Raw genomic sequence first — 12,144 nt, forward strand, 5'->3', positions numbered from 1 at the left:
AAAGTTCGCGCTATGAAACTATCTGAACCCTGCCCTTGCGGCCTCGATAAAACCTATCAACATTGTTGCTATCCATATCATAATGGAGAATCACTTGCGTCATCGCCTGAAGCCTTAATGCGTTCACGCTACAGTGCCTTTGTCGGACGCTTAGCAGGCTACTTAGAAGCAACATGGCATAGCAGCTACCGCCCCGCCTTTCTCGATTTAAGCGACTCACCAAACTGGCTTAAATTGCAGGTTATTTCTTCCAGCGTAGATCAGAATAAAGGGCAGGTGCATTTCCGCGCATTTTATCGCGACGGAGATGATATTGCTTTTATGGAAGAAAAATCTGATTTTATTTTCGAAGACGGCAAATGGTATTACTTAACCGGCCAGACAACTTAAGACAGCTGCTGACCGGTTTTATCTAAAAATACCAGACCGTGGGTTTTAACATGCTTCTCATAACGAGTTACTGTTAACGGCTTAGAAAAGTAAAAACCCTGAAACTCTGAAAAGCCAATTTCGGTTAATCTTGTTAACTGAGACTTTTCTTCTACACCTTCAACGACACATTTAATTTTCAATTCAGAGCAAATATTAAAAATGCCCTTAACTAAGCTGTATTGTCGCCCGGATGTTTTTATGCCACGAAGCAGCGCTCTGTCCAGTTTTAACTTATCAATCGGGTAATAAGCCAAGCGGGTAACACTGGAATAGCCGACTCCAAAGTCATCAACCGATACCTTAAAGCCCCAGGACTTCAATTCATTCATAAGCTCTAATGAGTTGACCCTGTCCGACTCCAGACAGGTTTCTGTTAACTCCAGCTCTATCTGTGAAGGTTTAACCGAAAAATCGGCCAGATATTTGACCAGCTTCGAAATAAAATCGGGCTGAGAAAAGTCAAGCAGTGAAATGTTGATGGCTACGGGTAACAGCGGAAAATCATTTTTCTTCCACAGCGATATTTGAGCACAGACTTTCTGAACAATTAAGTCGGTTAAACGACTTATCATTCGGTACTCTTCTGCAATTGGAATAAAAATAGCCGGAGAAATGGAACCCAGTACAGGGCTGTCCCAGCGGGCAAGTGCTTCAAGCCCGACACAAGTGCCATCGGCAGTCACTTTCGGTTGAAAACAAACATCCAACTCGTCGTTCTGTATGGCTTCATCCAAAAGAATTGAGATTTCATGGCGTTCCATAAACTCTTCCGAGTTTTCAGTATCATAAAGATGATAAAACTGGTTCACAGAAGCAAACTTCTTTGCTTCCAACGCACGGGAAACAACAACGTCGGCGGTTTCACCATGCTTAGGAAACCTGGCCACACCGAACTGAAAAGACTGCTGACATTTAATACCCTGAAAGGTGTATTCTTTATCGAGAGAGTTTTTAATATCCAGTAAAACGTCTTTTAATTCGTTCTCTACCGTCTTTGGCAAAATAAACACCAGCTTATTTAACGCAATAGTCGCAGTTAAGCGCGGATGCTGCCGGTGCTTCTTCAACCGGCTGTATGAAGACGCTAAAAGTCTTCTGATAACACTTTCACCATACTTTAACCTGAGGTAGTCCTCGCTTTCACTTTGTGCAACAACCACAAAGAATTCACGATCTGACTTAGAAATTAATTTATTGCATTGCAACTCAAACCAGTCGCTGTTCGGCAAGTTTGTCTGAGTATCCAGGTAACGCAAACGGCGGTTTTCCTGCTCTAAGAACGTCATATATGGTCCCCTCCCGTTTTGCAACGGCAACTCGTGGTAAATGTCGGGGCGCTCGCATATATACGGCCTGTTTATGGTGCGCGCTTTGCGCACCTGGCCTGGATGAACTCCGCACGACAACTGGCTTATCAGGCTAACGTACTTTATGTACGGACGTTCAACAGTCTCAGTTGTCGTCGGTTTACCCTATTTTACCATCCTGTTGACGTTTGCAACTCCCGGAAGGAATGAACCTTCGCTGTGCTCTTTTACTGAATGCTGTTAAGCAGCAGTCATCCGGTAATCTTCTTTATTCTTTAACATCGCCCAGATTATCCGGGCGTGCTTGTTAGCCAGTGCCACCGCTGCAACGTTGTTGCCTCTGCGTTTAGCGACATCCTGTGCCCAGAGGCTCAGCCTGTCGTGGCGCTGTTGTGCCACCCGCAGTGCCGAGCGGGCGCCATGCACCAGCAGTGTCCTGAGTTTGGTGTTCCCTTTTTTGGTAATACCGCCTAAACGGTCTTTACCGCCACTGCTGTTTTGCCGTGGTACCAGTCCCAGGTATTCCGACAGGTTGCGGCCGCGTTTAAATTCACTCACATCACCTATCAGTGCCAGCAGCGAGGTCGCTGTTATCGGTCCGATACCCGGCAGGGTCATCAGCCGCTGACTGTCTTCATTCCTTTCGGCCTGTGTCGCTAAGTGCTTATCCAGCGCTTTAACTTCTTCATCCACCGCTCGCAGCATCTGATAGAGCCGGTTGATGAGGTCCCGTGACTGAAGCGTCAGCGCATTGCTGTCGTCTTCCAGTACCTCCGGTACTCTCTGTAATATCGTACCGACTCGCTTCGGTAAAAGAATGCCGTATTCGGCCAGTTGCCCCCGCAACCTATTCGAGAACTGCGTTCTCGTCTGCACGAAGCCTTCCCGCTGATTGACCATCAATGCTAAGTCCTGCTGCTCAATGCTTTTCAGCCTGACCGTCTGACGGTTGGGTCGTGATGCCGCCTCGGCTATTGCCCGGGCGTCATTCGCATCGTTCTTCTCACCCTGCAGGTACGCTTTGACGAAACGCGGTGGCAACGCCACCGTTTTATAACCCAGCTTTTCACATTCGCGGCGCCAGTAATGACTCATGCCGCAGGACTCAACCGCTACTTCACAGTCATCCGTACGGCTCAGCGTCGCCAGCTTCGCTAACACTTTATTGCTGCGCAGTTTTTTATTAAAAACTTCCTGCTCATTTTCATCCAGCGCCAAAACCTGAATAAAATCCTTTGCCAAATCCAGGGCAATTCTGTTTACAATAGCCATTGGTCCTCTCCACTCTGTTCTATAGAAGCTTGAACCTCTATATTGGCACATTGCGATGCCGCTTAGGAGGGAGGGGACCATCTCATCAGGTTACTCTCCAGCGTTTTCTCTTGTGTGCAATCGACAAATTCATAAACATAAGAGCTGGCTTCCGGAACTTCTAATCTGACAACTTGTTGGTATGTATGCTCATGACGGATAATCTTGCCACCCGTGGGTAATTTGGCATGATTAATATCGGGAAACCAGTTAGAAATAGACTGACAACCACTTCTCGTCGACTCATCTAAACCAAAAATATCACCGGCCTGTTTATTAAAATCTGTAATTAACCCGTCTTCATTAACAATAACTTTGGGTCTTCTCGACTCGGCAAAAAACACCCGGTAAAGCGAGTTCTTACCTTTTAAGTAATCGTTAGACTTTTGAGTTTCCTGATTCAGACGTTTTGCAGCGACTATTGTACGAGCCACTGCGAGAGGAATACAGATGTTAAAAAACAGAAAAATAAGTCCCAAAATATATAGAGACGCATCAGGTAACTGTTCGTTAATTCCTGTCAATTCTGATAAGTCGATATCGTTAAGAATAATATAAAACGGCACAATATTAAGAATGCCGTAGAATAATGCAGCACGTCCACCTAAAAGCATCAACGCTATAAGTGGTGAAGCATACATAAACATTGAGCTAACTTGTGCAAGGCTCAAGTCGACTAATAAAAGATTACAGGACAAACTCGCGGCAATAATCATGACATGCAGAGAATGAGCACAAAAATGATAGTATCGAGTACTTAACCAAAATAGGGTCAGCATCACTCCCAAAAATGTGGAGGTAACGCCTATAGTGAAAATTAAATGCAACTCTAATAAAGGGACAAGCGTATCAATAAAAACAGCTAATGAAAGGAAAGCTCCCGAGAAAAGAATAATTCTTAGTGCGCTGACTCGCCAATTGGGAACACCATTTTCTGACGTTCCTTCGTCTTTAAGCAGAAAAAAGTTATTTAAGAAGTTCATGCTGGCCCGAATCAGTTCTCAGACAGCCATTAAAGAACGTTAAACCTTAAAAATCAACTACCTTTACTCAAGTTACTCTATATTAATCAGGTGCTGTCGATAAAAACGCCAGTGTCTGGAGTTTATTAAATACCAGCCACAAACAAACCAACCAAAAACAATTGCGGCGCGACCAAATGAAAAAGCACCATGTTGTTCAATGAATAGCCAGAAAATAAGTACGGCATCAAAAATTAAAGAGAGTAATAACAGAGGTTGAGCAAAACGCATTAATCTATTTGCCCAGTTAGCTTTGTCTTCACCGACAAAGGTGGTTGCCAGCAAAACAATTAAAGCAGGCAGACCAATCAGTAACATCAGCCCGAACTGCTCTGAACTGGTGTAGAAAAGCTTCAGTAATCGAGTTCGGTCTTCAGAAAAAGTCAGAGATATAATGGCGGCGACATAGCCACGCATTTCAAATAAAAGCACCAGCAGGAGCGAGAGCGGTATACTCGCCCGGCCCTCTTTATCCAGGTATCGTGCTCTCTCTACCAATCGCTGCCCGGCGCTTGTCGCCTCGCTGCCAGATTTTTTCATGGAAATAATAACCTACTGTATTCACTAAAGGTTCAATCAGAGCAATAGCACCACCAAGCACGACATCGCCTGTCATTAACCAGACTACGCCAAAGGCGATGGTAAAATGCATGATACCAAATGATACTGTCTTTACTGCGTCTTTCATAACAATCTCCCGCGTCGACTTTTATTGATTGTTGCCGATTAAGATTGTTACAGCCAATTGATAAAAGCGATAACCCTGTTCGCTGCAGGGTATTTATCTTTAAACCGCTCGTTTAAGTTGTTCGCGCAGTTCAGCGACTTCATCGCGCAGTTTACCTGCTTGTTCAAACTCAAGGTTCTGCGCCGCTTTGTACATCTCTTTCTCTTTAGCGTCGATTTCTTTCATCACCGCTTTCGCGTCTTTAACCACTACCGTGCGGGCATCATACCCGGAGGCCACTTCTGCCAGCGCTTTTTCAGCTTTACTCTTACGAGCTTTAGCTGACCCCTGCCCCAAGTCCATCACGTCGGTAATGTCTTTATTCAGTCCCTGCGGGGTAATACCGTGCTCTTTGTTGTAAGCAATTTGCTTCTCGCGGCGACGGTCTGTTTCATCCATAGCGCGTTGCATAGAGCCGGTAATACGGTCGGCGTATAAAATGGCGCGGCCGTTAACGTTACGTGCCGCACGACCAATCGTCTGAATTAACGAACGATCGGAGCGCAGAAAGCCTTCTTTATCCGCATCTAATATCGCGACCAGCGACACTTCCGGCATATCCAGACCTTCCCGCAGCAAGTTAATACCGACCAGCACATCAAACTTACCCAGACGCAAATCGCGGATAATCTCCATACGTTCAACGGTATCAATGTCTGAATGCAGATAACGCACCTTTATGCCGTGTTCATCCAGATAGTCGGCTAAATCTTCCGACATCTTTTTGGTCAAAGTTGTCGCCAGCACCCGCTCGCCGACCTCTGTCCGCAAGCGTATTTCAGACATTAAATCATCCACCTGGGTGGCAACCGGACGCACTTCTATCTGCGGATCAATCAATCCTGTCGGCCTGACAACCTGCTCAACCACTTCATTACCACTGCGCTCTAATTCATACTTGCCCGGTGTCGCTGACACATACAGGGTTTGTGGCGCTATAGCCTCAAACTCATCAAATTTAAGCGGCCGGTTATCCAGTGCTGACGGTAAACGGAAACCGTATTCCACCAGATTTTCTTTACGCGAGCGGTCGCCTTTATACATAGCGCCAATCTGCGACACAGTAACGTGTGACTCATCAATGATAAGCAGTGCGTTATCCGGTAAGTAGTCCATTAAGGTTGGTGGCGGCTCGCCCGGCGCACGACCGGATAAATAGCGTGAGTAGTTTTCAATGCCCGAGCAATAGCCAAGCTCCAGCATCATTTCAATATCAAACTGCGTACGCTGATTAATCCGCTGCTCTTCTATGAGTTTATTTTGCTTAAGCAGAATATCGCGACGATCTTTCAGTTCATCTTTTATCTTTTCAATGGCTTTAACCAGCACTTCCCGCGGTGTTACATAATGCGTTTTCGGATAAATAGTGGCGCGCGCAACGTCTTTTTCCGTAATCTGTCCGGTTAAAGGTTCAAAAAAGCTAATCCGATCAACTTCGCTGTCAAACAGCTCCAGACGCACCGCTATTTCTTCCGACTCCGCCGGAAAGATATCTATCACATCGCCACGAACCCGGTAAGTACCGCGCTCGAAGGCTGCGTCGTTTCGCTTATACTGCAACTGAGCCAAACGCCGCAGAACGTCGCGCTGATCGATAATGTCGCCACGACGCAAATGCAACATCATTTTCATGTAAGACTCGGGATCACCCAGACCGTAGATGGCTGATACCGACGCAACCAGAACCACATCACGGCGTTCCATCAGAGCTTTGGTAGCTGACAAGCGCATTTGCTCTATGTGGTCGTTAATTGAGGCGTCTTTCTCAATGAAAGTATCGGTTGTCGGCACATAAGCTTCAGGCTGATAGTAGTCATAGTAAGAGACAAAGTATTCCACCGCGTTATTGGGGAAATACTCTTTCATCTCACCATAAAGCTGCGCTGCCAGGGTTTTATTGTGTGCCAGTATCAAGGTAGGACGCTGCGAACGTTCAATGACATTCGCCATAGTAAAGGTTTTACCTGAACCAGTTACCCCCAACAGCACCTGATGCGCCAGACCGGCGTCCAGATTATCGAGCAGCGACTCAATGGCTTTGGGCTGGTCACCCGCCGGCTTGTATTTAGAAACCAGTTCAAATTTCTTAGCCACGTTCTCTCCTCAACTCGCGTGAAAACCACCAATACGCAATAACAGCAGTAAACAGATTAGCGACCACCCCGCCAATGAATAAACCGGTTAAGTCAGCGAGTACACTCCCCAAATAAGAGAGCGGTACGAATAAAACAAATAACCGAATGATACTTAACCACAACGCGTTCATTGGCCGGTGCACAGCATTAAAGCTGGAATTGGTCAGTATAATAATGCCCTGCAACCCGTAACCCAACGGCATAATATAAATAAAGAGCTTAACAATGTCGGCAACCGCCTGCTCTTCGGCAAATACCTGAGCTATCCAGTGTGCGGTTACCAGCATCAGTAAATAAATGATCGCCTGAATGGCCAGCACGGCTTTTAACGCGGTTCGATAGGCTTCTTTCACCCGATCAATACGATCCGCGCCGTAGTTCTGGCTAATTAATGGCGGCAACGACATAGACAACGCCAGTATAATGACGCTGGCCAGTGACTCCAGTCGGGACCCGACACCGAACGCTGCCACGGCTGGAGCTCCATAAGATGCGACAATAGCAGTCATCACTGACATAGCTAATGGCGTCAGCATATTGGCGCTGGCTGCCGGCATACCTATTTTTAAAATACCGCGGGCTGACTTAACCCATGCCTGAAAAAAAGGTCGTCCGGCCGGCGGTTTAGAAGAAACCAGCTTGTTTCTGCGCAGCAACCAAAACACTAAAAAGACACCACTAAACCAGGAAATAACACTAGCAAGAGCAGCACCTTCAATGCCCATGGCAGGAATAGGCCCTAGCCCAAAAATTAAAATTGGATCGAAAATGGCGTTCGCCAACCCACCGGAAGCCATAATAAGCGATGGTGTTCGTGTGTCACCGGCGGCTCGCAGAACCGCATTCCCAACCATAGGCGTAACCAACATCACGCAGCCCAGATACCAGAGCGTCATATACTCCCGTATCAATGGCATTAGCCGTTCCTGTGCCTGCAATAAACTGAAAACCGGATCCATCAGCAGGTAGCCAATAAGCGCCAATGCAGCAACTAGTATGGCGGATACTGAAAGCGCAGAAAAACCGTCAAAATGAGCCTCTTCCGGCCTGTCGGAGCCGTATTTACGGGCAATGACGGCAGAAGTGCCTATGCCTAAACCTATGGCCAGGCTTATAACGGTGAAAGTAACGGGAAAGGTAAAGCTGACAGCCGCAAGAGGGTCTGTTCCGAGCATACTGATAAAGAAGGTATCGACAACATTGAAGCTAATGAGAGTAGCCACACCGAAAATAACCGGCCAGGTCATTTCCCAGAGTTTTTGTCCTACCGGCGCGCTGATAAGACTTCTTGATGCGTCGGCAGCTGCCATTCAATCCCTCCTCAGTTCGATAGCCGAATAGTGTACATGAGACTGTGCTTTGTGGCTACGGAGAATAGACTTTAGCCACTGCGATCCGTATAGTAATGGGCATTTCAACCCTTGCGAAAAACAGGATCTGAACGTGGATTATCAACTCTCTGATCGTATCAATGCGATTCAACCATCGCCGACTCTGGCGGTTACTCAAAAAGCCAATGAATTACGCCAACAAGGCAAAGATGTTATTGGTCTGGGCGTCGGCGAGCCAGATTTTGATACACCAGATTTTATCAAAGAAGCGGCTATTCAGGCGATTCGCGATGGTAAAACAAAATATACTGCAGTTGATGGCATCGACGAGCTAAAAGATGCAGTCATTAAAAAGCTGCAGCGCGACAATAACCTGAGCTACGAGCGCAAAGAAATTATTGTCTCTGCCGGCGGCAAACACAGTATTTTTAATTTGCTCAGTGCCTGGTTAAACCCGGGTGATGAAGTCATTATCCCCGCACCTTATTGGGTTTCTTATCCGGATATGACCAAACTAGTTGGCGCAGAGCCCGTTATTGTTAAAGCCGGTATTGATCAGCGTTTTAAGATCACACCAGAACAACTGCGCGAAGCCTTGACCGATAAAACCCGGTTAATGTTCATTAATAGCCCGTCTAACCCGGCGGGAACGGCATACACAGCAGACGAACTAAAAGCTTTGGCTGAAGTATTGCGTGACTATCCAAAGGTACTTATCGCCACTGATGATATGTATGAACATATCCTCTGGAGTGATTCGGCTTTTGCTAACTTCCCTATGGTGGCTCCGGATCTTAAAGATCGCACCGTTATCCTGACCGGAGTATCCAAAGCTTATGCAATGACAGGCTGGCGTATCGGTTATGCTGCCGGACCTAAACCTATTATTGCAGCCATGAAAAAAATGCAGTCACAAAGTACTTCAAATCCAACCAGCATCAGTCAGTATGCAGCGGCGGCGGCATTAAATGGTGACCAGAGCTGCATTGACACAATGGTAAGTGCATTTAAAGAGCGTCACGACTACCTGGTAGATGCCTTAAATAGTATCGACGGCGTTAACTGTGTGCCCGGTGACGGTACCTTCTACGCGTTCGCACAGGTTGACGAACTAATGGCTAAAGCTAAGGTCAGCAGTGACGTTGAACTTTGCGAAAAACTACTTACCGAAGCAAACGTGGCCCTAGTGCCGGGCTCAGCTTTCGGTACCGATGGTTATTGCCGCCTGTCCTTTGCGACCAGCATGGATGTATTAAAAGAAGCGGTTAAGAGAATTAAAGACTTCTCAGAAAGTTTATAAAATAAAGGTTTTGGCGCCATTTTCCTGAATGAGCACCAAAACCCTATTAATTGAACAGTCATTCCAGCTCAAATCACGCCAATATTGCCCTTTTCTATTTTGATAGTTTTATTACAAATTACTAAAAGTTGACCTCAGATAAAGTCAATCAGATCCCGATCAATTTAAGCAATGTCAAGCCCGATCAACTTATTTTTAGAAAGATTTTTTGGCGCGTTTTTTAGTCAAATTCACTAAGAAATACACAAGTTGCTGATTCTTCAGGCATTGGTTGGTGACGTAATCACCAACATGAGTGTTTATTCATCAAAATAACATAACCCATTGTATTTTATAGAAATTAAATCACTGCGTTATTTTTTAACCAGACCTAAAAATGCCTTCAAACCCGCATGAGTCTTACGACTTAACAGAGTTAAACACAAGGTTATCCACAGATTCCGTGGATAAGATCATGTAGCCGTTATCTACTGCGACATTCAGATATCTGTGGATAATGAGATCAGCGATAAACATAGCACTTATGTTATAGATGAATATTTTACAGTTACTTGACATTGTCATCGACAGCGATTGGCGTATGTTTTAGCGCTAATATGATTAAAAAAGCTATTTTGTCGACTTTTTCGACAACCGAACCGTTTTCCTTTAAAAACCTTCGCAGAATAGTTGACACCCCTGCGTATGAGCTTTAATATTCGCAGCCGTTGAATGTTGTTCCCCAGTAGCTCAGTTGGTTAGAGCGGTGGACTGTTAATCCATGTGTCGTTGGTTCGAATCCAACCTGGGGAGCCAAGCAACATCCAACCTGTTCAATTCCCCAGTAGCTCAGTTGGTTAGAGCGGTGGACTGTTAATCCATGTGTCGTTGGTTCGAATCCAACCTGGGGAGCCACATTTAGAGAGAACCGCCTATACGGCGGTTTTTTCGTTTCTGGACCACAGCCCTGCACTCAGTTCAGTAACCGGCTGCTCAGCGCCTTTAGATATCCACTGAGCTAATTCATCTGCAACACTAGGCCAATATAACCGTTGCGGATTACGTTGGGTTAACCAGCTATCAATTGACACACTGTCGATTCGCTTAAGGACATGCGCCAACCCCTGCTCCTGCAGTATCTGCGCATTCCATTTTTGCTCAAACTGACCGGTCAAAGGTTTTACTGCAAGCGCTTTGCCCTGACTCAGAGCCTCGCAACTGGTTTCAAACCCCGCATTAGACAAAATAGCCGACGCCTTATTGAAGTGAGCGGCAAACTCCGCTCTCGAGGGAGGGTAACACTCAATATGACCTAAAGATTCGCGCTTTGCCAAAGGATGAAAAAAAGAAAACTCGTAATTATCTAAAGGCTGCAATTGTTCAATCACATGCCGTGGGTCTTCAAAGGGTAAATACACAACCACACGTTGCATTAAGCCACCACAGTTATTTTCTTCATGCCTGACCACAGGGGGAATCGCATTACCGGTTGAAAGCCAGTGCATACCGACAGGCTCTGAACAGGGCGCAAATGAAGATATCAGCTTTTTCTGCCACCAGGACAAACGCCGGAACAATTCAGGCTCTTGAAACGCATACTGACGACCCAAGCCAATACAGCGTACTCCGGCTTTCTTAGCCGCCCAGGCGGTTACGGGTTCATAATCTGTGATCACTAAATCGTAATTTTTTACCGGTAACTTTTTTACATCCTGCCAAAACTGACTCCAGTCGTTGTTCAGCAACGTCTTACGTCTTCGTAACCGCCCTTTTTCAGTGACAAAAGACAAACCCTGCTGCCACTGATAATCGCCGAAAACGTCCATATCGAATAAGCCGGCAACATCACGCCCCGATATCAGGTAATCAATATCAACATTATATTTTGCAAGAGACTTTGCCATGGTGTGACAGCGACTCAGGTGACCATTACCCGTGCCCTGTATACCATAAAGAATTTTCATATAACGAACTCCGATACGACAATAGCCAGCGAAGCGCCGGCAACAATATCGCTGGGGTAATGGACACCAACCACAACTCGGGAGGCACCAATGGCGGCAGCCCAGCCAAAACAGACTAAGCCAAGATTTGGGTAGTACTGATAGGTTACTGTAGAAAACAGAACCGCAGCTGCGGTATGGCCAGAGGGAAAACTGAATTTATCACTGGCGACAACCAAAGCGGCAAAGGATAAATTTAACTCACTGGGTCGCTGGCGCCGAAAACTGTTTTTCATTATCCAGTAAACCGGTAGCTCAAAAGCAAAGGCAAGTAACAGGTGGGCAAAATAGTCGTCGCCGGATTCGTCCAGAAGCCAGGCCATTAATGCAATAACCAGGTAACCGTAACCGTCACCACTGCGCGACGTCAGCAGTGCAATCTGTCCGGGCAAATCCTTAGCCCGCAAACCAGAAAATAAACAATAGCAATAGCGATCAAAACGTTGTAAATAACTGATTAGTACCATGTGGTTTAAAACCCATTTTGGCTTCAGTTGTAGCTACCTTGCCTAGCCTTTATGACACTAAATGAGCAGTTTCGTGAAGAAAGTATGACAATGCACAAATTTTCTCCAAAACACATGCCCTCTGTCTGTT

11 protein-coding genes and 2 tRNA genes are annotated in these 12,144 nt (G+C 46.0%); 4 read left to right on the forward strand and 9 right to left on the reverse strand.

Features of this window, described 5'->3' with window-relative positions:
* The first annotated feature begins 12 nt into the window (after nucleotides 1-12).
* On the forward strand, nucleotides 13-390 hold the full coding sequence (locus tag IL_RS09150) for a YchJ family protein (RefSeq protein WP_011235017.1): 378 nt from the start codon (nucleotides 13-15) through the stop codon (nucleotides 388-390).
* Here IL_RS09150 and IL_RS09155 read toward each other — a convergent pair.
* From IL_RS09155 to IL_RS09185, 7 genes are all read right to left on the reverse strand, one after another.
* Entirely contained in the window at nucleotides 387-1,718 is a 1,332-nt protein-coding gene (locus tag IL_RS09155; RefSeq protein WP_011235018.1) for a GGDEF domain-containing phosphodiesterase, read from the reverse strand. The genes IL_RS09150 and IL_RS09155 overlap by 4 nt on opposite strands.
* 261 nt (nucleotides 1,719-1,979) lie before the next feature.
* Nucleotides 1,980-3,011, reverse strand: coding sequence for an IS110 family transposase (locus tag IL_RS09160; RefSeq protein WP_011233734.1), 1,032 nt, complete (start codon nucleotides 3,009-3,011; stop codon nucleotides 1,980-1,982).
* A 62-nt stretch (nucleotides 3,012-3,073) separates the two neighbouring features.
* On the reverse strand, nucleotides 3,074-4,033 hold the full coding sequence (locus IL_RS09165; RefSeq protein WP_016341374.1) for a hypothetical protein: 960 nt from the start codon (nucleotides 4,031-4,033) through the stop codon (nucleotides 3,074-3,076).
* 72 nt (nucleotides 4,034-4,105) lie between these two features.
* Nucleotides 4,106-4,612 carry a DUF2919 family protein gene (locus IL_RS09170; protein ID WP_081423227.1) on the reverse strand — a complete coding sequence of 169 codons (507 nt, stop codon included), beginning with the start codon at nucleotides 4,610-4,612 and terminating at the stop codon, nucleotides 4,106-4,108.
* Nucleotides 4,542-4,760: a DUF2061 domain-containing protein gene (locus IL_RS09175; protein ID WP_011235021.1), complete on the reverse strand. Its 219-nt coding sequence runs from the start codon at nucleotides 4,758-4,760 to the stop codon at nucleotides 4,542-4,544. The genes IL_RS09170 and IL_RS09175 overlap by 71 nt, the downstream gene beginning before the upstream one ends.
* 99 nt (nucleotides 4,761-4,859) lie before the next feature.
* Entirely contained in the window at nucleotides 4,860-6,893 is a 2,034-nt protein-coding gene (uvrB, locus tag IL_RS09180; protein WP_011235022.1) for an excinuclease ABC subunit UvrB, read from the reverse strand.
* Nucleotides 6,886-8,244 (reverse strand): MATE family efflux transporter, encoded by a 1,359-nt coding sequence (locus IL_RS09185; RefSeq protein WP_011235023.1) that lies wholly within the window; start codon nucleotides 8,242-8,244, stop codon nucleotides 6,886-6,888. The genes uvrB and IL_RS09185 overlap by 8 nt, the downstream gene beginning before the upstream one ends.
* 133 nt (nucleotides 8,245-8,377) lie before the next feature.
* Between IL_RS09185 and IL_RS09190 the strand changes: the two genes are divergently transcribed.
* The 3 genes from IL_RS09190 to IL_RS09200 all read left to right on the forward strand — a co-directional run bounded on the left by IL_RS09190 (nucleotide 8,378) and on the right by IL_RS09200 (nucleotide 10,459).
* Nucleotides 8,378-9,565, forward strand: a complete 1,188-nt coding sequence (locus tag IL_RS09190; RefSeq protein ID WP_011235024.1) for a pyridoxal phosphate-dependent aminotransferase — start codon at nucleotides 8,378-8,380, stop codon at nucleotides 9,563-9,565.
* A gap of 718 nt (nucleotides 9,566-10,283) precedes the next feature.
* A tRNA-Asn gene (locus IL_RS09195) sits at nucleotides 10,284-10,360 on the forward strand.
* A 22-nt stretch (nucleotides 10,361-10,382) separates the two neighbouring features.
* Nucleotides 10,383-10,459, forward strand: a tRNA-Asn gene (locus IL_RS09200).
* A 17-nt stretch (nucleotides 10,460-10,476) separates the two neighbouring features.
* Here IL_RS09200 and IL_RS09205 read toward each other — a convergent pair.
* Together IL_RS09205 and IL_RS09210 are read right to left on the reverse strand one after the other, a co-directional pair.
* Nucleotides 10,477-11,508 carry a glycosyltransferase family protein gene (locus tag IL_RS09205; RefSeq protein ID WP_011235025.1) on the reverse strand — a complete coding sequence of 344 codons (1,032 nt, stop codon included), beginning with the start codon at nucleotides 11,506-11,508 and terminating at the stop codon, nucleotides 10,477-10,479.
* Nucleotides 11,505-12,014 carry a phosphatase PAP2 family protein gene (locus tag IL_RS09210; protein ID WP_011235026.1) on the reverse strand — a complete coding sequence of 170 codons (510 nt, stop codon included), beginning with the start codon at nucleotides 12,012-12,014 and terminating at the stop codon, nucleotides 11,505-11,507. Before IL_RS09210 ends, IL_RS09205 begins: the two co-directional genes overlap by 4 nt.
* Nucleotides 12,015-12,144 lie beyond the last annotated feature (130 nt).

The sequence above is a fragment of the Idiomarina loihiensis L2TR genome (assembly GCF_000008465.1).
In the GTDB taxonomy this organism is placed as follows: Bacteria; Pseudomonadota; Gammaproteobacteria; order Enterobacterales; family Alteromonadaceae; genus Idiomarina; species Idiomarina loihiensis.